At 71.3% G+C, this 26,645-nt stretch carries 15 protein-coding genes and 1 pseudogene; 7 read left to right on the forward strand and 9 right to left on the reverse strand.

Annotated features, from left to right (window positions below):
• Positions 1 to 52 precede the first annotated feature (52 nt).
• Positions 53 to 4,603 carry a LamG domain-containing protein gene (locus MKD51_RS16315; RefSeq protein ID WP_240239638.1) on the forward strand — a complete coding sequence of 1,517 codons (4,551 nt, stop codon included), beginning with the start codon at positions 53 to 55 and terminating at the stop codon, positions 4,601 to 4,603.
• Here MKD51_RS16315 and MKD51_RS07120 read toward each other — a convergent pair.
• Positions 4,569 to 5,816 carry a hypothetical protein gene (locus MKD51_RS07120; RefSeq protein WP_240239639.1) on the reverse strand — a complete coding sequence of 416 codons (1,248 nt, stop codon included), beginning with the start codon at positions 5,814 to 5,816 and terminating at the stop codon, positions 4,569 to 4,571. The genes MKD51_RS16315 and MKD51_RS07120 overlap by 35 nt on opposite strands.
• A 68-nt stretch (positions 5,817 to 5,884) precedes the next feature.
• Between MKD51_RS07120 and MKD51_RS07125 the strand changes: the two genes are divergently transcribed.
• Positions 5,885 to 6,973, forward strand: a complete 1,089-nt coding sequence (locus tag MKD51_RS07125; protein ID WP_240239640.1) for a glycosyltransferase — start codon at positions 5,885 to 5,887, stop codon at positions 6,971 to 6,973.
• Between the two features lie 52 nt (positions 6,974 to 7,025).
• Here MKD51_RS07125 and MKD51_RS07130 read toward each other — a convergent pair whose 3' ends face one another.
• The 6 genes from MKD51_RS07130 to MKD51_RS07155 all read right to left on the reverse strand — a co-directional run bounded on the left by MKD51_RS07130 (position 7,026) and on the right by MKD51_RS07155 (position 17,132).
• The gene (locus MKD51_RS07130; RefSeq protein ID WP_240239641.1) at positions 7,026 to 8,336 is read right to left on the reverse strand and encodes an oligosaccharide flippase family protein; all 1,311 of its coding nucleotides are present in this window, start codon (positions 8,334 to 8,336) and stop codon (positions 7,026 to 7,028) included.
• On the reverse strand, positions 8,333 to 9,664 hold the full coding sequence (locus MKD51_RS07135; RefSeq protein ID WP_240239642.1) for a polysaccharide biosynthesis tyrosine autokinase: 1,332 nt from the start codon (positions 9,662 to 9,664) through the stop codon (positions 8,333 to 8,335). The genes MKD51_RS07130 and MKD51_RS07135 overlap by 4 nt, the downstream gene beginning before the upstream one ends.
• A gap of 21 nt (positions 9,665 to 9,685) precedes the next feature.
• Entirely contained in the window at positions 9,686 to 10,837 is a 1,152-nt protein-coding gene (locus MKD51_RS07140; RefSeq protein ID WP_240239643.1) for a glycosyltransferase, read from the reverse strand.
• A 9-nt stretch (positions 10,838 to 10,846) separates the two neighbouring features.
• Positions 10,847 to 12,382, reverse strand: coding sequence for a sugar transferase (locus tag MKD51_RS07145; RefSeq protein WP_240239644.1), 1,536 nt, complete (start codon positions 12,380 to 12,382; stop codon positions 10,847 to 10,849).
• A gap of 231 nt (positions 12,383 to 12,613) precedes the next feature.
• Positions 12,614 to 16,537, reverse strand: a complete 3,924-nt coding sequence (locus MKD51_RS07150) for a multifunctional oxoglutarate decarboxylase/oxoglutarate dehydrogenase thiamine pyrophosphate-binding subunit/dihydrolipoyllysine-residue succinyltransferase subunit (protein ID WP_240239645.1) — start codon at positions 16,535 to 16,537, stop codon at positions 12,614 to 12,616.
• A gap of 88 nt (positions 16,538 to 16,625) precedes the next feature.
• Positions 16,626 to 17,132, reverse strand: a complete 507-nt coding sequence (locus MKD51_RS07155) for an HNH endonuclease (RefSeq protein WP_240239646.1) — start codon at positions 17,130 to 17,132, stop codon at positions 16,626 to 16,628.
• 73 nt (positions 17,133 to 17,205) lie between these two features.
• Here MKD51_RS07155 and MKD51_RS07160 point away from each other — a divergent pair, with 73 nt between their 5' ends.
• From MKD51_RS07160 to MKD51_RS07180, 5 genes and pseudogenes are all read left to right on the forward strand, one after another.
• Complete coding sequence (locus MKD51_RS07160; RefSeq protein ID WP_240239647.1) at positions 17,206 to 18,894, forward strand: bifunctional 3'-5' exonuclease/DNA polymerase; 1,689 nt, start codon at positions 17,206 to 17,208, stop codon at positions 18,892 to 18,894.
• A 19-nt stretch (positions 18,895 to 18,913) separates the two neighbouring features.
• On the forward strand, positions 18,914 to 20,356 hold the full coding sequence (locus MKD51_RS07165; protein ID WP_240239648.1) for a GuaB1 family IMP dehydrogenase-related protein: 1,443 nt from the start codon (positions 18,914 to 18,916) through the stop codon (positions 20,354 to 20,356).
• A gap of 108 nt (positions 20,357 to 20,464) precedes the next feature.
• Positions 20,465 to 21,775 carry a hemolysin family protein gene (locus MKD51_RS07170; protein WP_240239649.1) on the forward strand — a complete coding sequence of 437 codons (1,311 nt, stop codon included), beginning with the start codon at positions 20,465 to 20,467 and terminating at the stop codon, positions 21,773 to 21,775.
• Positions 21,772 to 22,812: a hemolysin family protein gene (locus MKD51_RS07175; protein ID WP_240239650.1), complete on the forward strand. Its 1,041-nt coding sequence runs from the start codon at positions 21,772 to 21,774 to the stop codon at positions 22,810 to 22,812. The genes MKD51_RS07170 and MKD51_RS07175 overlap by 4 nt, the downstream gene beginning before the upstream one ends.
• Positions 22,813 to 22,931: 119 nt before the next feature.
• Positions 22,932 to 23,687: pseudogene (locus MKD51_RS07180) on the forward strand (glycosyltransferase 87 family protein); the annotation flags it as partial.
• Positions 23,688 to 23,984: 297 nt separating this feature from the next.
• On the opposite strand, the gene MKD51_RS07185 reads toward MKD51_RS07180, so the two are convergent.
• Both MKD51_RS07185 and MKD51_RS07190 read right to left on the reverse strand, forming a co-directional pair.
• A complete protein-coding gene (locus MKD51_RS07185) occupies positions 23,985 to 25,211 on the reverse strand; it encodes a homoserine O-acetyltransferase (RefSeq protein ID WP_240239651.1) in 1,227 nt (408 codons plus the stop codon).
• Positions 25,212 to 25,235: 24 nt separating this feature from the next.
• The gene (locus MKD51_RS07190; protein ID WP_240239652.1) at positions 25,236 to 26,555 is read right to left on the reverse strand and encodes a bifunctional o-acetylhomoserine/o-acetylserine sulfhydrylase; all 1,320 of its coding nucleotides are present in this window, start codon (positions 26,553 to 26,555) and stop codon (positions 25,236 to 25,238) included.
• Between the last annotated feature and the right edge of the window lie 90 nt (positions 26,556 to 26,645).

The raw sequence follows: 26,645 nt of genomic DNA on the forward strand, positions 1-26,645 counted from the left end.
ACGTGCGGTCAGGTGCCCGCCCTACGGCGGACCGTCAACGGGGAGCTGCACTGTGGCATCACAAGCAGAGGCCGGATTCCGGACACCGGGATCACGCGTCGCAAGACTCGGCCAGATCGGCATCGCGATCGTCGCATCGGCGACCCTGCTCATCGGCAATCAGCTGGCGGCACCCCCGTCGTCGGCCGCGCCGGTGCTGCCAGCGCCGGCGGTCGAGGAGGCCGTCGCGGCGGTCGGTGAGCCCGTCAGCTCCGATCCGCTGCCCACCGTGCAGATCGATGGCATCGTCTACGCGCAGGCCGTCGCGGGCAACCGGGTCTTCGCCGGCGGACAGTTCTCGAACGCCAGGCCAGCCGGAGCCAACCCGGGCACGCAGCTGACGCCGCGATCGAACCTGCTCTCCTACAACCTCACGACCGGTGTGCTCGACGGCTCGTTCGCACCGCAGGTCAACGGCCGCATCATGGCCGCCGCGACCTCGCCCGATGGCGCGACCCTCTACATCGGCGGCGCCTTCACCGCGGTCAACGGCCAGGCCCGCTACCGCCTCGCAGCGTTCAACGTGGCGACCGGTGCGCTGCTGCCGAACTGGCGACCCGGCACGAACTCGACCGTGTTCGGCCTCGCGACGACCGGTTCGGCCGTGTACGTCGCCGGGCAGTTCACGAACGTCGCCAACGCCACGCGCACCGGTGTCGCCGCCGTGCACGCCACCACCGGCGCGCTGCTGCCGTTCAACCCGGTGCACACGGGCGGCTATCTCGCTCGCGCCGTCGTCGTCTCGCCGGACGGCTCGAAGGTGGTCGCGGGAGGCTCCTTCCTCACCACGAACGGCTCCGACAACCCCGGTCGGGGCATGGCTGCACTCGACGCGCAGACGGGCGCGAGCCTGCCGTGGGCCGTCAACAGCGTGCTGCGCAACGGCGGCACCAACGCCGCCATCTACTCGCTCGCCGCCGACAGCACGAGCGTCTACGGCTCCGGCTACGACTTCGGCGGCAACAAGCAGCAGGACGACTTCGAAGGTGCCTTCCGGGCGAGCTGGGCAGACGGCACGATGATCTGGATGGAGGACTGCCACGGCGACACCTACTCGGTCGCGCCGCACAACGGCATCCTCTACACCGCCGCGCACACCCACTACTGCGGCAACATCGGCGAGTTCCCGCAGCTCGACCCCTGGTACCTCAACCACTCGCTCGCGTTCGACGCCGAGCCCAGCGGCAACGCCATCACTCCCGACATCTGGGGCTACCGCAGCTTCACCGGCAACCCGGCAGCGAAGCTGCTGCACTGGTACCCGATCTGGGGCACCGGCTCGGTGTCGGGCATCGACCAGGCTGGGTGGAGCGTGGCCTCCGCCGGTGACTACGTGCTCTACGGCGGCGAGTTCACCTCCATCAACGGCATCCGGCAGCAGGGCCTGGTGCGATTCGCGCCTCGTGACGTCGCCCCGAACGACATCGGGCCGAGCATCCAGGGCGGTCTCTACCCGATCAGCACCACCTCGTTCCGCGAGGGGGAGGCGCGCATCGGCTGGCAGGCGAACTACGACGCCGACAGCGCAGCGCTGACCTACGAGGTCTACCGGCAGGGCGTGAGCGCACCGCTGCACACGGTCACCGAGTCGTCGACCTACTGGAAGCGCCCGTTCCTGCGCTACTCGGACACCACTGTCGAGTCGGGGCAGAGCTACAGCTACCGCGTGCGGGTCTCCGACGCGGACGGCAACTGGACGCAGTCCGACTGGACGAGCGTGACGATCGCCGCCGCCGGCACGACGCCGGCCTATGCGCTCGACGTGCTCGACGATGACCCCCTGCACTACTGGCCGCTGGGCGAGACGAGCGGAACGACGGGGCTCGACTGGATGGGCGGCACCGACCTGACGCTGACGGCCAACACCGGCCGCACCGCCGCGGGTCAGGCGACCGATGGCTCGACGCGAGCGACCACGTTCACCGGCGCGACGAACTCGTACGGCAGCACGCGTGCGCTGGAGTCTGCCGCGCAGGAGCTCTCCGTGGAGGCGTGGTTCCGCACCACCAGCACGCAGGGCGGCAAGATCGTCGGCTTCGGCAACACCCCGACGGGCACCTCAGCCAGCTATGACCGGCACATCTATCTCTCCGGCAACGGCACCATCACCTGGGGCGTCCACCCGGGGCAGGTGCGGGTGCTGCAGAGCGGTTCCGGCTACAACGACGGCCAGTGGCACCACGTCGTCGGCACCCTGGGATCCGGCGGCATGACGCTCTTCGTCGACGGCGCCCGTGTCGGCACCCGTGCTGATACGACCTCGGCGCAGCCGTACGACGGCTACTGGCGCGTCGGCGGCGACAACATCGACGGCTGGCCCAACGTCAACGCGCGGTTCCTGAGCGGCTCGATCGCCGACGTCGCCATCTACGACCGGGTGCTGACCCGCGCCGAGGTCGACGGGCACCGCGTCGCCTCCGGCCGCGCCTCCACGATCCCGACCGCTCCCGCCGACGCCTACGGCGCATCCGTGTTCAGCCACGACCCGACGCTCTACTGGCGCCTGGGTGAGGCGAGCGGCACGGTCGCACGGGACGCCGGGCCGAACGGGCTCGCCGGCTCCTACCTGCGGGCAGGCAGCGCCCAGTTCGGCTACGGCCAGGCGGGCGCGCTCGACGGCGTCGCGAACACGGCGGTCGGCTTCGCGTCGTCGCGCAACATCCTTGGCACCTGGAGCAACCGGCAGATCGTGGCGAGCGCGAGCTCGATGCAGAGCCCGACGTCGTTCTCGGTCGAGACGTGGTTCCGCACCAGCTCGACTCGCGGCGGCAAGCTCGTCGGCTTCGGCACCAGCAACAGCACGGCGACGAACGCCTCCTCGCAGTACGACCGGCACATCATGATGACGCCGGGCGGCCAGCTGCAGTTCGGCATCTGGAGCGGCAGCGCGCAGGTGCTGCAGACTCCCGCCGCCTACAACGACGGCACGTGGCACCACGTGGTCGGGCAGCAGTCGCCGAGCGGGATGCAGCTCTACGTCGACGGCCAGCTCATCGGCTCGAACTCGATCGCGACCGCCGAGGCCTACACCGGCTACTGGCGGCTCGGCGGCGACACCACCTGGGTCGGCGACCCGTTCTGGGTGGGCTCGCTCGACGAGGTCGCGGTGTACAGCGCTCCGCTCACGGCCAACCAGGTGCGCGAGCACTACGAGCTCGCCACCGAGGGAGCCGCCAACCAGGCGCCGACGGCCGACTTCACGACCGACGTCACGGGCCTGAGCGTCGACTTCGACGCATCCGCCTCCTCCGACCCCGACGGGACGATCGCGAGCTACGCGTGGGACTTCGGCGACGGTGACGACGGCACCGGCGCGACCCCGACGCACGCCTACGCCGGCGGCGGCACCTACACGGTGACGCTCACGGTGACGGATGCGGAGGGCGTCACGGGCACGGCGACCGAGGAGGTCACGGTGCAGGGCCCGAACGCCGCGCCGACAGCCGTCGCGACGGCATCGGTCGACGGCATGTCGGTCGAGGTCAGCGGCAGCGGCTCGAGCGACCCGGACGGGGCGATCGCGTCCTACGCGTGGGACTTCGGCGACGGCGAGACGGCCAGCGGCGCCACCGCGACGCACGACTACGCCGCCGGCGGCGACTACACGATCGAGCTGACCGTGACCGACGACCGGGGCGCGACCGCGGTCGACACCGAGTCGGTCACGATCGTCGCGCCGAACCAGGCGCCGACCGCGGCGTTCACCGCTGCCGAGTCGGGCATGACCGTCTCGTTCGACGCGGGCGGCAGCACCGACCCGGACGGATCGATCGCCTCCTACGCGTGGAGCTTCGGTGACGGCTCGACCGGCACCGGTGCCACCACGAGCAGGACGTATGCGGCTGACGGCGAGTACGACGTCACCCTCACGGTCACGGACGACGAGGGCGCGACGGCGCAGGTGACGCGCGCCGTCACCGCCGGCGCCCCGGTGCCGCCCGGCGCGGTCTCGTTCGACAGCTTCACGCGAACGGCCAGCAGCGCATGGGGCACGCCAGAGGTCGGTCCGGCATGGGCGGCGCTGGGCGGCACGGCGGCGTTCTCGGTGAGCGGCGGGGAAGGTGCCATCGCCCTGGCTCCGACGCAGACCCGCGAGGCCCGCATGGCCGGCATCACCGGCACGAGCAACCAGGTCGAGGTCACGCTGTCCTCCGACCAGGCGTCGGCGGGCGGCACGATGAGCATCGACGTGATCGGGCGACAGGTCGGCTCCTCGTACTACTCGACGCGCGTGCGGCTCGAGCCGAACGGGCTGATCCGCGTCTACCTGATGCGCGATCAGACGATCCTGCCCGGCGGCAACGTGCTGCTGCCCCAGACCTACACCGCGGGCGCAGACCTGCACGTTCGGCTGCAGGTGACAGGGACCAGCCCGACGACGGTGCGGGCAGCGGTCTGGCTCGACGGCTCGCCCGAGCCGAGCGGCTGGACGGCCTCGTCGACCGACGGCACGGCGGCCATGCAGGCCGCAGGCTTCCTCGGCATCCGCGCGGCGCTCAGCTCGGTCTCGACCAACCCGACGCAGGTGCTCAGGTTCGACCGCTGGGTGGTGACGCAGGGCTGAGGCCTTGCGCCACCCCCGGTGCCGTGACCGCCGGCAGCGCCGCAAGCGCGAACAGCAGCGCGAGCGTGCTGTACGAGGTGAGCATCGGGCTGAAGAGCACGTCCCACAGCCCCAGCATCGTGAGCAGCACGAGCGGACCGTTCGCGGTGCGGCGCGCGAGCGCAGAAGCGGTGCCGAAGAGGCCGGTCGCTGCGACGAGGATGGCGACGGCCGCCCCGAGCGGTCCGAACCACACCCACAGGTCGCCGAGCACGGAGTGGACCTCGAAGTGACCGCCGAACATGAAGACCTCGACGTAGCCGTTGTTGGGGTTGTAGCCCAGCAGATCCATGCCGGACTTCGCCAGCCACACGTCGCTCGAGACCGGGCGAGTGCCGGAACCGTAGCCGAGCGGCTCGGCGCCGATGAGCGCGATCGCGGCGCCGAGCTCCGGCCTACCGCCGGTCAGGAGCGAGCCGGAGGTGTCCAGCTGCGCCTCGGAGCGCTGCGCCGCGGCTTGGCCGAGGACACCGTCGAGGATGAGCGCCTGCAGCAGCATGAAGGCCGCAAGGCCGGCGACGGCCAGCCACACGAGCGTCTGCCCTGCGTTCGGCCTCGCGCCAGGGCTGGGTGCGAAGGACTGCCACAGCAGCGCAGCCGCCGCGAGCAGCAGGAACGACGTCATAGAGCGGGAGTCCGACGCCGCCGATGCTGCAGCCAGGCCGGCGAGCACCACGATGGGCAGGATCCGACTGCGCCAATGCATCGACAGGCCGAGCACGATGAGGGAGATCGGGATCGCGAGCGAGTACTTCCAGGGGTTGGCCGGATGCGGTCCCATCAGCAGCGCGTTCACGAGCGTGCCGACGCCGAAGGCGGTCGTGGTCCAGCCGCTGCCGATGCTGGTCCGCGCCCACAGCAGCAGCCCGGCGCCGCCGATCAGCGCGAGCAGCTGCCCTGTCTGGTTGAGCATCAGGGTCGTGCCGGTGGGACGTGCGGTCTCGAGCACCGAGAGCAGCGCGCCCCAGGCCGCCGCGAGCAGCCCGAGCACAAGCAGCGCGCGCGTCCAGCGGTAGCGCGTGAGGGCGCCGAGCCAGACCGGTGCGAGCACGACGGCGACGATGAGGGCCACGCTGATGCCCGGCATCACCAGCAGGCGCACGCCCGCCGCGGCCGCCGCGAGCGCCGGCACCGCGATGGTGATCAGCGCGACGCGAGCGGTGGGCGCCTGCATGGGCTCTCCTCGGTCGGGCGCTCGATGCGCTTCTATGATGGCGCCATGATGCCACGGGCAAGCGAGCGATGAGCGTGATGCCGCGCATCGTGGTCGCGCTGTCCTACGACCAGGACGTCGAGCGCTGGCGCGAGCGGCATGCGCGCGGCGAGGTGCTCGACGCGACGCCCTACGGCTACCACCGAGCCGCCGACCGGTTCGACCTGGCCTGGACCCGCTCGCATCCCGAGTCCGCCTCGGTCTCCCGCGTCCGCCGCGCGCTCGCCGCCCGGCTCGGCTTCGACCTCGTGCACATCTGGCGCAACCGCGCGCTGCTGCGCGGCGCCGACGCCGTGTGGACGCACACCGAGCGGGAGCACCTCGCCGTCGCAGCGGTGCTCCGCGGCGCCGGCCCGCCCGTGCTCGCGCAGTCGGTGTGGCTGTGGGACGCCTGGCCCCGCATCGCGCCCTGGCGCCGGCGATGGATCGCCAGGCAGCTCCGCCGGCACGCGATCGAGGTCGTGCACTCGCGCATCAACCTCCAGGATGCCCGGGCCGCGGTGCCGGGCCGCCGCGCCGAGCTGGTGCCGTTCGGCACGCAGGCGCTGCCGAGCGTGCGAGCCGAATCCGCCGCGCAGCCGCCGCTCGTGCTGGCGGTCGGCAACGACATCGACCGCGACTGGGCGCTGCTCGCCACCGTCGCGGCACGGCTGCCGAGGCTGCGCTTCCGCGTCGTCTCGACCAGTCGCGCAGCAGGCGAGATCGATTGGCCGGCCAACGTCGAGCGCGTGCGCTCTGCGACCCGCGAGAGCCTGACGGCATCGATGCGGGAGGCGAGCTGCGTCGTCGTGCCGCTGCGACACAATCGCCACGCCTCCGGCACCACGAGCTGCATCGAGGCGCTGGGTGCCGGCCGGCCGCTGGTCGTCTCGCGCACCGGCGGTCTCGACGACTACGTCGACGGCACCGCGCGGCTGGTGGAGCCGGGGGATGCGGATGCGCTGGCGCGCGCCCTCGAGGACGCCGTCGCGGGCGGCGTGCCGGCTCCGGAAGCGGGCGCGGGCGAGCAGCGCGGATTGACGCAGGCCGACTACGTGGAGCGCTACGTGCGCATCACCGACTGGCTGCTCGGCGGCGCCTGGGACGCGTCGATCTCGGCCTTCGCCGCGCTGCGCTGAGCGCTCGGCACTCCCGCACGGTCGTGCGCTCGAGCCGACGGCGCCGACGACCTCAGGCATCCTGCGTCTGCTTCGCCGTGAGCCGCTCGCGATGCCGCGCGATGTAGATCGAGAACGGCACGATCTGGCACACGAGCAGCGCCACCGCATTGCCGAGCGGGGGTCCGGGCGCACCGAGCACGGGCGCGAGCCAGATCGAGAGCGCCAGGCTGCCGAGCGCCATCGAGAGCGTCGGCACGACCTGGAAGCGGATGCCGGGCTTGTCCATGATGAACATGCCGAGCGGGTAGACGCCCGCGACACAGGTGACCATCAGGCCGAACGCGAGCACGGTGAACCCCGAGACGTCGATCTGGCCGTCGGTGATGAAGGCGAAGATCGGATCCTCGAGCAGCCAGACGAGCGCGGTCGCGACGGCGACGGAGCCCGCGAACAGCCACGCCATGGGCGCCGGCCCGCGGCGCAGCTCGCCCAGGTGCCGCTTGCGCGAGTAGATCGGCCAGAGCGCGAGCCCCGCCGCCAGCACGAGCCCGTTCAGGGCCAGGAAGACCTGCGCCACCACGCCGTACTCCGCGACCTGTGCGGCATCGCCCGACTGCGCAAGCACGTAGCGCTGCGTGCTGACGGCGATCGGGTACGAGATCAGCTGCGCGAGCATCGGCCAGCCCACATCCATCACCCGCACGCCCGGGTGCCTGCGGGGATGCGGCACCATCGCGGCCGCGCGCGGGATGAGGGGGGATGTGCTGCGCCAGGTGAGCGCGAGACCGATGGCGCTGACGACGAAGGATGCGGCGTAGGAGGCGATGGCGAGGAAGCCGTGCCCCTCGCCCTCCGGCATGCGGGTGAGCAGGAAGACGCCCAGCAGCGTGAGCGGCGAGATCAGGCCCTGCAGCAGGATCACGATGTGGTTGCGGCGGAGCCCCAGCATGATCCGCACCCAGATGCCGACCGGGATGCCGAGGCAGAACACCGTCAGGCAGGCCCAGGCGGCGACGCCCGCGTTCGGCAGGCCGCCCGCGTCGCCGAGCGCGACGTTCCAGCCGCCGGTCACGAGCAGCAGCGTGTTGACGAGCATCAGCACCGCAGCGAAGCCGACGACGATGCGCCCCACCGAGGTGAGCTGCGCCGTCAGCTGCGGGTCGCCGCGTGGGTCGTCGCTCGTCGCGACCCCATTGACGATCACGGCGCCCGCGCCGAGGTCGGTGAAGGCCAGCAGCGACGGCAGCACGGTCAGCAGGGCGTAGAGCGCGTAGTGCTCGACGCCGGCCTCGCCCAGGATCAGCCTCGTCGTGAGCACACCGCACACGAGCGAGATCGCCATCGTCGCCGCCTTGGCGGCGAGGGCGAGGAGGGAGCTCATCCTTCGCGCTGGTCGTACGGGCCGCGCGCGAGCGCGACGCCGTTGAGCACCACGCCCAGCACGGGAGCGGGGGTGCCGTCGATCGCGGCGATGGCCCTGCGCAGCGCGTCGCGCCGCGTGCGGTCGGCGCGCGCCACCAGGATCGCCGCGTCGGCGGCCGGTGCGAGCCACAGGGCATCGCTCACCGCCCCGACCGGAGGCGTGTCGATGATGACGTACTCGTAGTCGGCGCGCGCCTGGTCGAGCACGGCACGCAGGCGCGCACTCGTCAGCAGCTGCCCGGCATTGGGCGGCTTCGGACCGCTCGGCAGCACGTGGAGCCGCTCGTGCCCCCAGGACTGCGCCGCCTCCGCGAGCGTCGCATCGCCGACCAGCACGGTCGTCAGGCCGACCGCGCCCTCGATGCCCGTCATCCGCGCGATCGTCGGCCTGCGCAGGTCGGCCTCGACCAGCAGCACCCGGCTGCCGACCTCCGCGAGCGTCAGCGCGAGCCCGACGCACGTCGAGGACTTGCCCTCACCCGCCCCGGCGCTCGTCACGATGAGCACCCGGTGCTCGTGATCCATGTCGACGAACTTGAGGGCGGCCGTCGTCTGCCGCACCGACTCCGCGACCCTGCCGGCCGGATGCTCGCGCAGCGCCTCGACGACGCCGCCGCTCGCACGGCCGATCGCGCCCAGCACCGGGGCGTCGACGGCCTCGTCAAGGTCGTCGAGGCTGCCGAGGCGCCCGCCGAAGCGGCGCAGCGCGAGCGCGGCGAGCACGCCGAGGGCGAGCCCGGCCGCCCCGCCCAGCACCGTGTTCATGCGGGTGTTCGGGGCGATGGCCGACAGGGGCGCCCGCGCGGGGGAGATCACCGACACGCGCACGGCGGGCTGCCCGTCAGCGCCCTCTGGCGAGGTCTCTGCCACGGCATCGGCGAACTCTGCCGCGATCGCATCGGCGGCCGCCTGCGCGGCATCGGCCGTCGCATCCGTCACGCCGATCTCGATCACCATCGTGTTCAGCGGCGCCTCCACATCCGTGCGCGCCGCGAGCCTCGTCGCGGTCTCGTCGAGGCCGAGCTCGTCGATGACCGGCTGCAGCACCACGGGGGAGCGGGCGAGCACCGCGTAGGTCTGCACCACGCTCTGCACGTAGTTCGACCCCTGCACGAGCTCGCTCGTGCTGTCGCCGCGTGCCGGGCTGATCATGACCGTCGTCTCGGAGCGGTAGCGCTCGTCCATGAACTGCGACACCCCGTAGCCCGCGGCCGCGCCCAGCAGTGCCAGCACGACGATGACCAACCAGTGCTTGAGCAGTGCAGTGGCGTACTCGTGGAGCGTCATCGCGCCGCCTCTCTCGGGGTCTCACCTCGCATTCTGCACTGTCCTCCTGGCGGTCTTGCTCGTTCTGTGGATCGACGCGCCCGCAGCGATCTCGCTCGCGAGCCGTTCGTAGTCGTCGGCGACGTCGTCCCAGCGGAAGACGCGCGACGCGCGCTCGCGCGAGCGCAGGCCCCTGGCGATGACGAGCGGCTCGTCAGCCTCCGCCTCTGCGAGGATCGCCGCGAGCTGCTCGGGGCTGTCGAAGGCCCACGCGTCGTCGGCGAGCACCTCGCGATTGAAGCCCACATCCCAGGCGATCGTGGCGGTGCCGGCGCCCATGGCGCGCAGCAGCGAGGGGTTGGTGCCGCCGACCGAGTGGCCGTGCACGTAGGTGTAGGCATGCGCGTAGAGCGCGTCGAGCAGCGACTGATCCCAGACGCCGCCGAGCAGGCGGATGCGGTCGTCGCCCGCGGCAGCGTCGCGCACCGCACGGGTGTAGTCGGCGCTGTAGGGGGCGGAGCCGACGACGGCGAGCGGCAGCGTCGATCCGCTGCGGCGGTAGCCCTCGACGATCTCCAGCACGTGGTTCTCGGGCTCGAAGCGCGCCACGACGAGGTGGAAGCGCGCGGGCTCGAGGCCGAGGGCCGTGAGCGGCGCGGTGCTGCAGCTGTGGAGCACCGGGGCGCCATAGCGGATCAGCTCGGTCGGCGCGCCGAACTCGGCCGCGTAGTACTCGGCGATGCCTGGCGCATCGGCGATGAGCGCGTCGGCAGTGCGCACCGAGCGCGCCTCCGCCCAGCGGTAGTAGGCGCGGCCCGCGCCGCCCCACTTCGCTCGCCGCCACTCAAGCCCGTCGACGTGCACGGCGACGGGGATCCCGCGCGCCCGCAGCAGCGATACGTAGGGGGCGTTGGCTGCGTTGAAGACGAAGGCGACGTCTGGCTTGGCGCCGGCGAGGGCATGCAGCGTGGCGAACCCGGAGCGGCTGAGGGTCTCGAGCTGCTTCACGGGCAGCGACGGCAGGTGCACGACCCGCATGCCGAGGTGCTCGGAGACGTCCGGATGCGTGCGGTCGCCGTAGACGACGACCTCATGACCGCGGGCGGCGAGGCGGGAGCCGATCTCCTCGACGGCGGTCTCGAAGCCGCCGTAGGCGGCGGGCACGCCGCGGGTGCCGAGCATGGCGATGCGCATGGGAGCTCCTCAGTAGGCGCCGGATGGGCGCAGGACGACGCGCGCGGTGCGGACGATGATCATGAGGTCCTGCATCACCGACCAGTTCTCGACGTAGCGGAGGTCGAGCCGCACGCTCTGATCCCAGCTGAGATCGCTGCGACCGCTGATCTGCCACAGCCCGGTGATGCCGGGCTTCAGGTAGAGCCTGCGCACGACCACGCCGTCGTAGGTGGTGGCCTCGTCGGGCAGCGGCGGGCGCGGGCCGACCACGCTCATCTCGCCGATGAACGCGTTCCAGAACTGCGGCAGCTCGTCGAGCGAGTGTGCGCGCAGGAAGCGGCCCACTCTGGTCACCCTCGGGTCGTCGTGCATCTTGAAGAGCGGGCCGGCGCCCTCGTTCTGCGCCTGCAGCGCTGCGAGCTGCTGCTCGGCGTCGACGTGCATGGTGCGGAACTTCAGCATCGCGAACGTGTGCCCATCACGACCGACGCGCTGCTGGCGGAACAGCACAGGACCGGGGGAGTCGAGCTTGATCGCGGTGGCGATCGGCACGGCGACCACGGCGACCGCCAGCAGCGCGAAGCCTGAGATGACGATGTCGAGTGCGCGCTTGAGCACGTGCGTCCCGCCGTCGAAGGTGGGGATGCGCACCTGGATCAGCGGCAGGCCGTCGACCGGGCGGAACGAGATGCGAGGGCCGGCGACATCCGTCAGCCTGCTGAAGAGCACGAGCTGAGCGCAGGTGCCCTCGAGCTGGCGGCTGAGGCGCGTCAGATAGCCGGGATCGGCATCGGGATTGCTGGCCAGGATGACGGTGTCTGCCCCCATGCGCTCTGCGGTCGCCGCGATCGACTCCCGCGTGGCGAGCACCGGGATGGTGCGACCGCCGAGCGTCATCGGCTCGCCCGTGCTGCCCGCGATGGCTGCGCCGACCACGTGGTAGCTGAGGTCGTGCGTGCTCTCCAGCCGCTCGAGCACGTAGGCGACCTCCTCGCGATCGCCGATCAGGATGGTGCGCGAGGCCAGCTCGCCGATGCGTCGGCGGCTGAGCAGCCAGCGGCGCCACTGCCACCGGCTGATGAGCAGCGCCAGCAGACCCGCGGGCAGCGCGATGAGTAGCTGCATCCGCATCGCGGGCCAGTCGGCCGTCGCGAGGCACGGCACCGCCAGCAGGCCGAACGAGAGGGCGGTGGCGTGCACGACGCGGCGGTACTCGAGCGCGCCGGAGCCCAGGATCACGGAGTCGCGCGAGTGCAGTGCTGCCAGCGCGATGAGCCAGACGAGCGAGGTGAGGGCCGGGGCCGCGAGCACCTGCTGCGGCGCGACGATCTCGAGCGTCGGGGCGGTGCCGAGCACGCCGATCGCCACGATGACTGTCGTCAGCAGCACGACGGCGGTGTCGGCGAGCGCCAGCCGACCGCGCGTCGTGCGCTCCCACTGGCGCCTGCGGGCGAGCGCGGGCGTCGATCGAGGCGACTGCGCTCCCGGGAGGGCGAAGGTCGGCAGCCGATCGGCGGTCGCCGCGCTCGCCGCTGCTGCTGCCCCGAACCACCGCGTCGCCATGCGCGCCGTCACCGGCCGCGTCGCTCTCTGCACGTTGCGCACCCACTCCCAGTCGACCGGGAGACTTGCTCGCGGTCATTGCGATAACACTGTTTGGTAACAGTATGTGCAAACTTGCGAGGGAAGCCAACCAAAGATCCCCGCACCTCTTGGGGTGCGGGGATCTCTGTCTGCTGAGGGAGTGCTGAGGTTCGGGCTCATCGCGCGGGCTCGGTGGAGCCCGTTCGCGGATCAGCCCAGTGCGGCCTCCAGGATGGCCGTGAGCTCGCGCGCGGAGCGCTTCGCCGAGCCGGTCGCCGGGCTCGCCGACTGCTGCCGGCCGATCACGCGCAGCGTGCGGCCGTGCAGGTGCCGGGGGAGCGCCAGGTGGATGAACGGCCAGGAGCCCTGGTTCAGCGGCTCCTCCTGCACCCAGACGAGCTCGGCGCCCGGGTAGCGGTCGACTGCGGCGTTGATCTCGTCGACCGGGAGCGGGTAGAGCTGCTCGACGCGCACGAGCGCGATGTCGCTGCGCTCCCGCTTGGCAAGCTCCGCCTTGAGGTCGTAGTGGATCTTGCCCGAGTGCAGCAGCACGCGCGTCACCGCGGCGTCGTCCTGCACCTGCTGGTCGTCGATCACCGGCAGGAATCGACCGCTGGTGAAGTCCTCCACGGCGCTCGTCGCGTCGCGCAGGCGCAGCATTGCCTTCGGGGTGAAGACGACGAGCGGTCGGCGCGGCCGTGCGTATGCCTGGCGACGCAGCAGGTGGAAGTGGTTCGCGGGCGTCGAGGGGCGCGCGATCGTCATGTTGTTCTCTGCGGCCATCTGCAGGAAGCGCTCGATGCGCGCCGACGAGTGGTCGGGCCCTGCGCCCTCGTAGCCGTGCGGCAGCAGCAGCACGAGCGAGGAGTGCTGGTTCCACTTCTGCTCGGCGGAGGCGATGAACTCGTCGATGACGATCTGGGCGCCGTTCGCGAAGTCGCCGAACTGCGCCTCCCACAGCACGAGCGCGTCGGGACGCTCGACCGAGTAGCCGTACTCGAACGCCATCGATGCGTATTCGCTCAGCAGCGAGTCGTAGATCGAGAGGCGGCCCTGCTCGGCCCCCAGGTTCGCCAGCGGCAGCCATTCCTGGCCGTTGTCGCGCTCGTGCATGACGGCGTGGCGCTGCACGAAGGTGCCGCGCCGCGTGTCCTGGCCGGACATGCGCACCGGCGTGCCCTCGAGCAGCAGTGAACCGAGGCCCAGCAGCTCGCCGAAGGCCCAGTCGACGCCGCCCTCGCGGCTCGCCTTGATGCGCTTGTCGAGCACCTGCTGCACCTTGGGGTGCACCTTGAAGCCTTCCGGCGGGTTGCCGTGCGCGTCACCGATCGCCTCGATCACGGATGCGTCGACCCCGGTGGTCTCGGGCTCGCCCGACACGACCTCGGCGGGCTCGGGCGTCACCACGGGCATCGAGCCCGTCGCCGCGGCGTGGGTCTCCATGAAGGCCTGCTCGAGCTTGCCCTGGAAGTCGGCCTGGGCGGACGCGTACTCCTCCTTGGTGATGTCACCGCGGCCGACGAGGTTCTCGGCGTAGAGGGTGCGCACGGAGCGCTTCTGCTCGATGAGCGAGTACATGAGCGGCTGCGTCATGGTGGGGTCGTCGCCCTCGTTGTGCCCGCGCCGGCGGTAGCAGATGAGGTCGATGACGATGTCGCGCTTGAACTCCTGGCGGTACTGGAAGGCCAGCTCCGCGACGCGCACGACGGCCTCGGGGTCGTCGCCGTTCACGTGCAGGATCGGCGCGTGGATCGACTTCGCGATGTCGGTCGCGTAGGTCGACGAGCGCGACTCCGACGGCGGGGTCGTGAAGCCGACCTGGTTGTTCACGACCAGGTGCACGGTGCCGCCGGTCTTGTAGGCCCGCAGCTGCGACAGCTGGTGCGTCTCGAACACCACGCCCTGGCCGGCGTTCGCTGCGTCGCCGTGCACGAGCACGGGGAGCACCGTGTGCTCGCCGTTGCCCAGGCGGTCCTGCTTGGCGCGGACGATGCCCTCGAGCACGCCGTTGACGGCCTCGAGGTGCGAGGGGTTCGCGGCGAGGTACACCGGCACGGTCGAGCCGTCTGCCGCTGTGAACTCGCCGGCGTTGCCCAGGTGGTACTTCACGTCGCCAGAGCCCTGGAAGACCGCAGCGCCCTCGAACTCCTGGAACACCTGGCCGTAGGTCTTGCCTGCGATCGAGGTGAGCACGTTGAGGCGGCCGCGGTGCGGCATGCCGATCGCGACCTCGTCGAGGCCCGAGCCGGCGGCACCCGCGAGCAGGGCGTCGAGGAAGGCGATGGCCGACTCCGCGCCCTCGAGCGAGAAGCGCTTCTGGCCGACGTACTTGGTCTGCAGGAAGGTCTCGAACGCCTCCGCCTCGTTGAGCTTGCGCAGGATCCGCATCTGCTCGTCGTGCGTGGGCTTGACGTAGGGCACCTCGAGGTGGCTCTGGAACCACTGGCGCTGCGAGGGGTCGGCGATGTGCATGTACTCGACGCCGATCGTGCGGCAGTACGAGTCGCGCAGCACGCCGAGGATGTCGCGCAGCAGCGCGGAGCGCTTGCCGCCGAAGCCGCCGGTGACGAACTCGCGGTCGAGGTCCCAGAACGAGAGGCCGTGCTGCTCGATCTCGAGGTCGGGGTGGGTGCGCTGCACGTACTCGAGCGGGTCGATATCGGCCATCAGGTGGCCGCGCACGCGGAAGGCGTTGATGAGCGTCGTGACGCGCGTCTGCTTCGAGAGCTCGTCGGCCTCCCGCACCGACACATCCGTCGCCCACTTGATGGGCTCGTAGGGGATGCGCAGGTCGGCGAAGATGCCCTTGTAGAAGTCCTGCTCGCCCACGATCAGGCCGTGCACGATCTTCAGGAACTCGCCGGAGCCGGCACCCTGGATCACGCGGTGGTCGTAGGTCGAGGTCAGCGTGACCGTCTTGCCGATGCCTGCGGTCGCGAGCGACTCGGTGCTCGAGCCCATGAACTCCGCGGAGTAGTCGAGCGCGCCGACGCCGATGATGCAGCCCTGGCCGGGCATGAGGCGGGGCACCGAGTGCACAGTGCCGATGCCGCCCGGATTGGTGAGCGAGAGGGTCGTGCCGGCGAAGTCGCCGGCGTCGAGCTTGTTGGCGCGCGCCTTCTTCACCAGGGCCTCGTAGGCGTCGACGAACTCCGAGAAGTCCATCGACTCGCAGCCCTTGATGCTCGGCACCAGCAGCGCGCGCGTGCCGTCGGGCTTGGGGATGTCGATCGCGATGCCGAGGTTGATGTGCGGCGGCGCGATCATCGCGGGCTTGCCGTCGACGACGTCGTAGTAGACGTTCTGGCTCGGGAACGCCTTGAGACCCTGGACGAGCGCGTAGCCGATGATGTGCGTGAACGACACCTTGCCGCCGCGCGTGCGGCGCAGGTGGTTGTTGATGACGATGCGCTGATCGATCATGAGCTTCGCCGGCACCGTGCGAACGCTCGTGGCAGTCGGCATCGAGAGCGACTTGTCCATGTTGGCCGCGAGCGTCTTCGGCATGCCGCGGAGGGTCGTCACGACGGGCTCGTCGACGGCCTTCTCCGGAGTTGCGGCCTTCTTCGCCTCTGCCGTGGGCGCATCCGCCGGCACCGGCATGGGCCGTGCGGCCTGCGCCGTGGTTTTCGCGACGATGCCGCCGTCGGACTTCGCCGCGGGCGCGGGAGTCTCGGCCTGTCCCTCGGTGTTCTCGTGCGGGGCGTCCTGCGCGTGCTGGCCCTCGCCGGAGTCGACGGGCTGGTCCGGGCGCGACTGCGCGCGCGTCGGCTGGCGCGGCGGAGCGGGCTTCGTGGGCGTGGTCGAGGCGGCTGCAGGCGCAGGCGCTGCCGCTGGGGGGGCCGACTGCGGCGGCGTCGCCTTCTCAGCGCCAGCCTTCGCCGCGTCGGCCTTCGCCGCGTCGGCCTTCCCCGCATCCGTCTGCGCGGCATCCGTCGGCTTCGGCGTGGCGGGCTTGGGAGCCTCGCTCATGCTGGTCGCGGCCCCACCTGCATCGCGCTGCTCTGCGTAGCGCTCCAGGATGGGCCACCACGATCGGGCGACCGAGTCCTTGTCCTTGAGGAAGAGCTGATATTGCTCTTCGACGAGCCACTCATTCGCTCCGAAATCGTTCTCGTCCGCAGGGGTGGACACGGTATCGATCGCCTCTTTCGAATCTCCGGGCATGCCGCAGGCAGTCCGCGGCCACACTGCCAACAAGCATAGTGGCGACGCGCAGCGGTCAGCGCACCAGGCCGAGCTCCTGCAGGTCGACGCCGGCGGCTTCGACGGCGAGCATCATCACCTCGCGGCGCCACACCACGCGCGGCTCGTACTGCAGCGGCATGCTCGCCTCCGTGGGCGTGCGGCTGCCCTTGGCGCCGTTGCACTTGACGCACGCGGTGATCGTGTTGAGCCAAGTCGACTCGCCGCCGCGCGAGGTCGGCTGGATGTGGTCGATCGTCGCCCCCGCGCCACCGCAGTAGGCGCAGCGTCGCCGGTCGCGATCGAGCACGCCCCTGCGACTCCACGGCATGCGGTCGTAGAGCCGCGTGTGGGGGATCTGCACGTAGTCGTTGAACACCACGACGCGCGGCACGGGCAGCTCGACGGAGTTCGAGCGGATGGTGCCGTCGGCGGCGAGCATGATCTGCGCGCGCTCCTTGACGATGAACGCGACAGCGCGCTGCAGCGAAGCGACGCCGATCGGCTCGAGCGTCGCGTTGAGCACCACCACCTGCGCAGTCATCGCTGTCTCCAGTGCCTATCGTGCCGCATCCGGGTGAACGGCGGGTGTCGGACCTGCCCACTAGCGTGCAGTCATGGCCGACGCGAGCTCCGATGCCGTGCGCTCCGACGCCGGACGCACCGACGCCGAGCGCATCGACGCCGAGCGCATCGACATCGAGCGCATCGACACCGAGCGCATCGACATAGGGGTCGCACCGCTCGATCGCGGCGCGCGCATCGCGGTGGCGACCCTCGTCGACGGGCGGGCGACGGATGCGGCGGTGCACGCGAGCGCGCACGTCGCCGACGACAGGCGGCTGGCTGCGCCCGGTGCGCGCATCGTCTGGCAGGACGCGAAGGCGATCGTGCCGGCGCTGCTCGATGCCGGGGTGGCGCTCGAGCGGGTGCGCGACGTGCGGCTGGTGCACCGGATCCTGGCGGAGGCGCGCGGGCTCGAGGCCGAGGAGCGGTGGTCGCGCGCGCTGCGGACGGATGCCGAGGGGTTGTTCTCGCTCGCGCCGGAGGCGGAGTCGCTCGATGCCGTGGCCGAGCAGCTGTCGCTGCAGGAGGCGGCGATCGGCGACGATGCGGGGCTGCGGATGCTCGCGGCGGCCGAGTCGATGGGCGGCGTGATCGCGGTCGAGCTGAGCCGCCAGGGGCTGCCCTTCGACCGTGCCAGGCACGACGCCCTGCTGGTGGCGGCGCTCGGCGAGCGACCGCTCGGGGCCGGCCCGGCCGCGAGGCCGCGCCGCATGGACGCGCTCGCGGTCGAGATCCGGGATGCGCTGTCGGCGCCGACGCTCAACCCTGACTCGCCGCAGGAGGTGCTGAAGGCGCTCAAGCGCGCGGGCCTCGACGTGGCGTCGACCTCACGCTGGGAGCTCGAGGAGCAGGAGCATCCGGCGATCGCGCCGCTCATCGAGTACAAGCATCTCGCCCGGCTGCACACCGCGAACGGCTGGAGCTGGTCGCAGCGCTGGGCGCGCATCGACGATCGCGGCCGCTGTCGGCTCGCGCTCGAGTACGTGCCCGGCGGCGTCGTGACGGGCCGTTGGGCGACGGAGGGCTCGGGTGCGATGCAGATCGCCAGGCAGATCCGCGGCGCGGTCGCCGCCGAGCCGGGCATGCGGCTCGTGGTCGCCGACGCGGCGCAGCTCGAGCCGCGCGCGCTCGCCGCCATCGCGCGCGACGAGGCGCTCGCAGCGGCCGGACGCGGCACCGACCTCTATCAGGGCCTCGTCGACCGAGGCGTCGTCGAGACGAGGCAGCAGGCGAAGATCGGGATGCTCGGAGCGCTCTACGGCGGCACGACGGGGGAGTCTGCGGTCGTGCTCCCGCGGCTCGCCCGCGCCTACCCGAAGGCGATGGGCATCGTCGAGTCGGCTGCCCGTGCCGGGGAGCGGCGGGAGCGCGTGCGCACCTGGCTCGGCCGCACGTCGCCGCTGCCCGGCAGCTGGCGCGACGACGAGCGGGGCATCCGCCAGGCCCGTGCCTGGGGGCGGTTCACGCGCAACTTCGTCGTGCAGGGCACGGCCGCGGAGTGGGCGCTCGCGTGGATGGCCGGCGTGCGGCGCGCGATCCGAGACGTCGAGGGCGCGGCGCTCGTCTGCTTCCTGCACGACGAGGTGATCGTGCAGGCGCCTGAGGAGCGCGCGGATGCGGTGGCCGAGGCCATCCGGGCGGCCGCCGCGGAGGCCGGCAGGCTGCTCTTCGGCGGCTTCCCGATCGACTTCCCCGTGCAGACCGCGATCGTGGGCGACTGGGGCCAGGCGAAGGACTGACCCGGATTACCCTTGCTGCATGCGATTCATCGACGACGTCCCCGAGCACGACCTCACCTACTCGGACGTCTTCCTGGTGCCCAGCCGCAGCGACATCGGCTCGCGCATGGGCGTCGACCTGTCGCCCGACGACGGCACGACCGCGACGCTCCCGATCGTCGCGGCCAACATGAACTCGGTCACGGGGCCTCGCATGGCCGCGACACTCGCCCGTCGCGGCGCGCTCGCCGTGCTGACGCAGGATCCGCCGCTCGAGCAGACCATCGCCTCCATCGAGTGGGTCAAGGCGCAGCCGATCGGCCTCGAGTCGCCGCACCTCGCCAAGCCCGGCGACGTCGTCGCCGACGTGCTCGAGCGCGTGCCCGCGATCGCCGGCCACTGCGTCGTCATCGAGCACGACGACGGCACGCTGCTGGGAGCGATTCCGGCTGAGCGCCTCGCCTCCGCGCTGCCCGATGCCCGGCTCGGCGATCTGCTGCACTCGCACCTGCCGGTGCTCTCGCTCGCCGACGCCGCCGACGGCCGCACGATGTTCGCAGCGCTCGAGCGCGAGGGCGTCGTCGTCGCGCCGGTCGTCGACGACGGCCGCTGCGTCGGCGTCGCCTCCCGCCTCGGCGCCCTTCGGCTCGACATCTACCGCCCGGCACTCGACCCATCCGGACGCCTCAGCGTCGCCGTCGCCGTCGGCATCAACGGCGACCCCGGGGCGAAGGCGAAGGCACTCGTCGACGCCGGCGCCGACGTGGTCGTCGTCGACACGGCGCACGGCCACCAGGGCGGCATGCTGCGCGCCCTCGAGAGCGTGCGCGCCGCGATCGGCGACGAGATCCCCGTGGCGGCGGGCAACGTGGTGTCCTCCGACGGCGTGCGCGACCTCGTTGCCGCCGGGGCATCCATCCTGAAGGTCGGCGTGGGGCCCGGCGCCATGTGCACGACGCGCATGATGACGGCGGTCGGCCGCCCGCAGTTCTCGGCCGTGCTCGACACCGCGGCGACGGCGCTCGAGCTCGGCGCTCGCGTCTGGGCCGACGGCGGCGTGCGCTACCCGCGCGACGTCGCGCTTGCGCTCGCGGCGGGCGCCTCGAGCATCATGGTCGGCTCCTGGTTCGCCGGCACCATCGAGGCGCCAGGCAGGCTGCAGCGCGATGAGCGCGGCCGCCTCTACAAGGAGTCGTGGGGCATGGCGTCGACGAAGGCCGTGCTCGACCGCAACGCCGGCCTCGACGCCTACGAGCTCGCGCGCAAGACGCTCTTCGCCGAGGGCATCTCCTCCTCGACGATCCTGCTCGACCCGCAGCGACCGAGCGTCGAGGATCTGCTCGACATGATCACCTCCGGCGTGCGCTCCTCCTTCACCTACGCGGGCGCGTCAACGGTGCCGGAGTTCCGCGACCGCGCGCGCGTCGGCGTGCAGTCGGCCGCCGGCTACGAGGAGGGCAAGGCGCTGCCGGTCAGCTGGTGACGGACTCGGCATGGATGTCGGGCACGGGGATGCTCGTGGCCGTGGCCGCTAAGATGCTCGCGTGAACGACGACAACAGTCATAGTCCGTTGCCGGAACCGATCGGCTGATGGATCTCATCCTCATCGCCCTGGGCGTCATCCTGACGATCGGAACCGGCCTCTTCGTGGCCAGCGAGTTCGCGCTGGTCAACCTCGACCGCTCGGAGGTCGAAGCACGCCGCGCACGCGGCGAGGCTCGCCTCGACGGCACCATCAAGGCGCTCAAGCAGACGTCGACCCACCTCTCGAGCGCGCAGCTGGGCATCACGCTCACGACGCTGCTCACGGGCTACACGATGGAGCCCGCGATCTCGCGGATGCTCACCCCCGTGCTGGTCTCGTGGGGACTCGAGGAGGGCTTCGCCGGGCCGCTCTCGAGCGTGATCGCCATGACCGGCGCCACGATCCTGTCGATGATCATCGGCGAGCTCGTCCCCAAGAACCTCGCGCTCGCGAAGCCGCTCGGCACCGCCATCGGCGTCACGCCGTTCCAGCGCGCGTTCACGGCGGTCTTCAAGCCCGCGGTGCTCGCGCTCAACGGCTCGGCGAACGGCATCCTGCGCTCCATCGGCCTGGAGCCCAAGGAGGAGCTCTCGGGCGCCCGCACCGCGGAGGAGCTCGCGACCCTCGTGCGCCGCAGCGCCATGGAGGGCGCGCTCGACGCGGATGCGGCGACGCTGCTCTCGCGCACGCTGCGCTTCTCGGAGCTCTCTGCGGGCGACGTCATGACCCCGCGTCCGCGCGTCGAGGCGATCGAGCGAGGCGACTCGGTCGCCCAGCTTGTCGCGCTCGCGCACAAGACCGGCTTCTCGCGCTTCCCGGTCATCGACGGCGACCTCGACGAGGTGATCGGCATCGCGCACGTGAAGCAGGCGATCTCGGTGCCGCGCGAGCGCAGGGCCGACGTGCCCGTCGCCGCGATCGCCGAGGATGCCCACCGCGTGCCGGAGTCGGTGCATCTCGACGCGCTGCTCTCCGACCTGAAGGAGAGCGGCTACCAGCTCGCGATCGTCGTCGACGAGTACGGCGGCACGGCGGGCATCGCGACCCTCGAGGATCTGGTCGAGGAGGTCGTTGGGGAAGTCGCCGACGAGCACGACCGGATGCACGTGGATGTGATCCAAGGCCCGGGCTGGACGACCTTCCCCGGTGAGTTCCGCCCCGACGAGCTGCTCGAGCGTGCACGCATCGAAGTGCCGGAGGACGGCCCGTACGAGACCGTCGGCGGCTTCATCATGGCCGAGCTCGGCACGCTGCCGGTGATCGGCGACACGGTCGAGATCGAGAGCGGCACGCTCCGCGTCGAGCGCGTCGACGGCCGCCGCGTTGATCGCGTGCGACACATCATGCGCCCGGTGGAGCAGGAGGAGGAGCGATGAACGACTGGCTCGGCATCATGTGGCTCTTCATCCTGCTGGCAGCCAACGCCTTCTTCGTCGGCGCGGAGTTCGCCGTCATCTCCGCAAAGCGCAGCCAGATCGAGCCGATGGCCGATCGCGGCAACCGCGCTGCGAAGCTGGCGCTGTGGGCCATGGAGCACGTCTCGCTCATGCTCGCCATGTGCCAGCTCGGCATCACGATCTGCTCGCTGCTGATCCTCAACGTCTCCGAGCCGGCCATCCACCACCTGCTGGAAGGCCCGCTCGAATGGACCGGGCTCGCGCCAGAGGCCGTCTCGATCGTCGCGTTCGTGATCGCGCTGCTGCTCGTCACCTACCTGCACGTCGTGCTGGGCGAGATGGTGCCGAAGAACGCGGCGTTCACGGTGCCCGACAAGGCTGTGCTGCTGCTCGCGCCGCCGCTCGTGCTGATCTCCCGCATCTTCAAGCCCATCATCTGGGTCATGAACGCGGTCGCGAACGGCATCCTCCGCCTGTTCGGAGTGCAGCCGGTCGATGAGGCGGCGAGCGCGTTCACGATCGACGAGGTCGAGACGATCGTCGAGACCTCGAAGCGCGAGGGGCTGCTGTTCGACCCGACCGGGGCCATCAGCCGCACCTTCGAGTTCACGGAGCGCCGCGTGCGCGACGTGGCGCTGCCGCTCGACGAGATCGTCACGCTGCCGGACGGCGCAACGCCCACCGACATCGAGGCGGCGGTGCGCGAGCGCGGCTTCTCGCGCTACATCGTCACCGACGCCGAAGGCACGCCGAACGGCTACGTGCACATCAAGGATGTGCTGGGTGCCGACGATGTGCACGCCGACCTGCCCGTGCCGGCCAAGCGCATCCGCCAGCTCGCCTCGATCTACCAGGACGCCGAGGTCGAGGATGCGCTCGCGCTCATGCGCTCGACCGGCGCGCACATCGCGCGCTCGTTCGACGAGCATGGCGAGACGACCGGGCTGCTGTTCCTCGAGGACATCATCGAGGAGCTCGTCGGCGAGGTGCGCGACGCCACCAGGAGGCTGTTCTGACCCGAGATCGCGCGTGGCTGTGGCTCGCGTTCGGCGGCGTGCACGCCCTGCTCGCGATCCTCAACGTGCCGAGCGTCTCCGATGCGTACGGCGACGTGCTCACCGTCTACCCCTTCTGGGTGGAGCAGGGGCTCGCGGGCCAGTGGTTCGGCATCGACGTCGAGTGGGTCTACCCACTGCTGGCGTGGGCACCGATCCTGGTCTCGAACGTGCTGGGGCCGGATGCGCTGCCGGTCGTCTGGATGCTCATGGTCACGGCCCTGGACGCGGTCGCGTTCGCGATGCTGCTGCGGGTGCCTCGGGGGCACGTGCTCGCATGGGTGTGGCTCGGGCTGCAGCTCGCGCTCGGGCCGGTGGCGCTCGGGCGCATCGACACGGTCGCAGTGGCGATCTGCATCATCGGGCTCGCGGTGCTGCGGCAGGGGAGGCCGGGCTGGGCGGCCGCGGCGTTCACGGTCGCGGCATGGATGAAGGTGTGGCCCGGCGTGCTCTATCTGGCGCTGCTGATCGCGCGCAAGCAGCGGCTGCGGATCCTGGCCGCGGGTGCGCTCGTGTCAGGCGCGGTGCTGCTCGTGGCGGCGCTGCTGGGCTCGCCGCACGGGCTGTCATTCCTGTTCCAGCAGGAGGATCGCGGCCTGCAGATCGAGGCGGTCGCGGCGACGCCGTTCATGTGGCTGGCATCGCTCGGCGACGCCTACGTCTACTTCGACCGGCAGATCTACACCTTCCAGGTCGACTTCGACGGCGTCGGGCGGGTCGCTGATCTCGCCACGCCCGTGCTCGTCGCTGCCGTCCTGGCGCTGTGCGTGCTCGGCGTCATCGCCGTGCGGCGCTCGCACGGCAGCGAGGCGACCGTCTGGCTGGCGGTCGCGCTCGTCGCGGCGATGATCGTGACGAACAAGGTCGGCTCGCCGCAATTCGTGCTGTGGCTCACGGTGCCGGCGGTGCTGCTGGCCGAGGCCGGGGCGCGACGGCACTGGATCGGGGTCGGGGCGATCGGGCTCGTCGCGGTGCTGACGCAGCTGCAGTTCCCTTGGACCTACGACTGGCTCGTGGTCGCCGATCCGCTCGGAGTGCTGCTGCTGACGCTGCGCAACCTCGTGCACGTGGGGATCCTGGTGGGAGCGGTGTGGATGCTCGTGCGGGCAGCGCGGCGAGGTCCCTATGCGCTCTCAGTCGATGAGCGTCGCGAGCAGGTCGCCCACGCGACCGGACTCGATGAGGAAGGCGTCGTGCCCGAATCCGCTCTCGAGCACGATCGGGTCGCTGCCGGAGGTGCTGGTGGCGATGCCCGCGGCGAGGCGCTGCTGATCGGCGACCGGGAAGAGCCGATCGCTGGAGATGCCGACGATGAGCGTCGGTGAGCTGACGCGCTCGAGCGCCGCCTCGACGCCGCCGCGGCCTCGACCCACGTCGTGCGTGGTCATGGCGTCGACGAGCCGCACGTAGCTGCCGGCGTCGAAGCGCCGCGTGAAGCGGTTGCCGTGCACGTCGAGGTACGACTCCACCTGGAAGCGCCCGCCGGCGAGCGGGTCGACGCTCGACTGCCATTCGCGCTGGAAGCGCTCGTTGAGCTCCTGCTGGGAGCGGTAGCCCAGCATGGCCATGCGGCGGGCGAGCGCGAGGCCGCGGGCGGGTCCGGCGTGGCCCGGGAGGTCGTAGAAGTCGCCGCCGAGCCAGCCGGGGTCGGTCGTGACCGCCTCGATCTGCAGCGTGTTCTGCGCGATCTGGTCGGCGCTCGTCGCCGCGTTGGAGGCGAGCAGTGCCGTTGCGCCGACGCGCTCCGGGTGCGCGATCGCCCATTCGAGGGCGTGCATGCCGCCCATGGAGCCGCCGACGACGGCGCGCCAGCGCTCGATGCCGAGGCGGTCGGCGAGCCGTCGCTGCGCCTCGACCTGGTCGCGCACGGTCACGCGGGGGAAGCGGGAGCCCCACTCGATCCCGTCGGCTGCGAGCGAGGCCGGGCCGGTCGTGCCCTGGCAGCCGCCCAGCATGTTCGGGGCGACGACGAAGTGCCGCTCGGTGTCGATCGCGAGCCCAGGCCCGACGACCTCCTCCCACCATCCGGAGGTCGTGTGACCGGGACCCGCGGCGCCGCGCACGTGACTGTCGCCCGTGAGCGCGTGGAGCACGAGCACCGCGTTGTCGCGTGCCTCGTTGAGCGCGCCCCACGTCTCGTAGGCGACCACCGCATCCGCGATCGTCCCGCCCGCCTCGACATCGACATCGCCGATCCGGGCAAAGGATCGATCGCCAGGGTCGTCGCCCGGACGCCAGGCGCCCGTGACGGGAACGGGCCTCGCCTCGATCGAGCCGGGCGCGCCGGAGACGGGGTCGATCAGACGGGCGGCGGGCACCCTGGAGGCAGGCTGCGCGTCGTCGCTCAGCTGCCAGTCCACGATGCCCGCCCTCTCCGTCTGTCGTCAGGCCGCGGAGGCCTCGAGCGACTGCGCCTTCTCCGCCGCGGCCGCGAGGCCGGTGCTGAGGTCGGCGATCAGGTCGTCGACGTGCTCGATGCCGACCGACAGGCGCACGAGGCCCGGCGTGACGCCGGCGGTGAGCTGCTGCTCGGGCGTGAGCTGCGCGTGCGTGGTGGATGCGGGGTGGATGACGAGCGAGCGCACGTCGCCGATGTTGGCGAGGTGGCTGAAGAGCTCGAGCGACTCCACGAGCGCCTTGCCGGCCTCCACGCCGCCGACGAGCTCGAACGAGAGCACTGCGCCCGTGCCCTTCGGCGCGAGCTGCTTGCCGCGCTCGTGCCAGGGGCTCGAGGGGATGCCGGCGTAGTGCACGCCGGCGACCTGCGGGTGCCCCTCGAGGAACTGCGCGACCGCCGTGGCGTTCGCGACGTGGCGGTCGAGGCGCAGCGAGAGCGTCTCGATGCCCTGCAGCAGCTGCCAGGCGGAGTCGGGGGAGGCGGATGCGCCGACGTCGCGCAGCAGCGTGACGCGGGCCTTGATGATGTAGGCGATCGCGTCGCCGAGCGCCTCGGTGAAGGTGACGCCGTGGTACGACTCGTCGGGCTGCGTGAGGCCGGGGAACTTGTCGGACTTCGACCACTCGAAGGTGCCGCCGTCGACGATGGCGCCGGCGACGACCGAGCCGTGGCCGCCGAGGAACTTCGTCGCCGAGTGCACGACGATGTCGGCGCCGTGCGCGAGCGGGCGGATCAGGTAGGGCGTGGCGATCGTGTTGTCGACGATCAGCGGCACTCCCGCGTCGTGCGCGACCGAGGAGACGCCGGCGATGTCGAGCAGGTTGATGCGCGGGTTGCCGATGGTCTCGGCGAAGACCGCCTTGGTGTTGGGGCGGATGGCGCGGCGCCACTCGTCGAGGTCGTCCTGATCCTCGACGAAGGTGACCTCGATGCCGAGCTTGCGGAGCGTGAACTGGAACAGGTTGTAGGTGCCCCCGTAGATCGACGACGAGGAGACGATGTGGTCGCCGGCGTTCGCGATGTTGAGGATCGAGTAGGTGGTGGCCGACTGGCCGGATGCGAGGAGGAGGGCGGCGCTGCCCCCTTCCAGCGCGGCGAGGCGCTGCTCGACGACGTCGTTCGTCGGGTTCATGATGCGCGAGTAGATGTTGCCGAACTCGGCGAGGCCGAACAGGCGGGCTGCGTGGTCGGCGTTGTCGAACACGTAGGAGGTGGTGCGGTAGACGGGCGTGATGCGCGCCTTGGTGGTCGGGTCGGGCTGTGCACCTGCGTGGACCTGCAGGGTCTCGAACTTCCAGTCGCTCATGATCTCTCCTTGCTGGGCCCGGCTGCACCGGGACGGTCTGAAGCCTTTCCTCGAGTCTGGTGCGAGCATCCGGAAACTGCCAGCGCGGCA

It is taken from the genome of Agrococcus sp. ARC_14 (assembly GCF_022436485.1).
Classification (GTDB): domain Bacteria; phylum Actinomycetota; class Actinomycetes; order Actinomycetales; family Microbacteriaceae; genus Agrococcus.

What these genes read in the sequence shown, in the direction of transcription:
- MKD51_RS07165 (WP_240239648.1), top strand. Translation starts at nt 18,914, where the DNA reads ATGCGATTCATCGACGACGTCCCCGAGCACGACCTCACCTACTCGGAC.
- MKD51_RS07170 (WP_240239649.1), top strand. Translation starts at nt 20,465, where the DNA reads ATGGATCTCATCCTCATCGCCCTGGGCGTCATCCTGACGATCGGAACC.
- MKD51_RS07130 (WP_240239641.1), bottom strand. Translation starts at nt 8,336, where the DNA reads ATGAGCTCCCTCCTCGCCCTCGCCGCCAAGGCGGCGACGATGGCGATC.
- MKD51_RS07145 (WP_240239644.1), bottom strand. Translation starts at nt 12,382, where the DNA reads ATGGCGACGCGGTGGTTCGGGGCAGCAGCAGCGGCGAGCGCGGCGACC.
- MKD51_RS07175 (WP_240239650.1), top strand. Translation starts at nt 21,772, where the DNA reads ATGAACGACTGGCTCGGCATCATGTGGCTCTTCATCCTGCTGGCAGCC.
- MKD51_RS07155 (WP_240239646.1), bottom strand. Translation starts at nt 17,132, where the DNA reads ATGACTGCGCAGGTGGTGGTGCTCAACGCGACGCTCGAGCCGATCGGC.
- MKD51_RS07120 (WP_240239639.1), bottom strand. Translation starts at nt 5,816, where the DNA reads ATGCAGGCGCCCACCGCTCGCGTCGCGCTGATCACCATCGCGGTGCCG.
- MKD51_RS07125 (WP_240239640.1), top strand. Translation starts at nt 5,885, where the DNA reads ATGAGCGTGATGCCGCGCATCGTGGTCGCGCTGTCCTACGACCAGGAC.
- MKD51_RS07160 (WP_240239647.1), top strand. Translation starts at nt 17,206, where the DNA reads ATGGCCGACGCGAGCTCCGATGCCGTGCGCTCCGACGCCGGACGCACC.
- MKD51_RS07140 (WP_240239643.1), bottom strand. Translation starts at nt 10,837, where the DNA reads ATGCGCATCGCCATGCTCGGCACCCGCGGCGTGCCCGCCGCCTACGGC.
- MKD51_RS07190 (WP_240239652.1), bottom strand. Translation starts at nt 26,555, where the DNA reads ATGAGCGACTGGAAGTTCGAGACCCTGCAGGTCCACGCAGGTGCACAG.
- MKD51_RS07135 (WP_240239642.1), bottom strand. Translation starts at nt 9,664, where the DNA reads ATGACGCTCCACGAGTACGCCACTGCACTGCTCAAGCACTGGTTGGTC.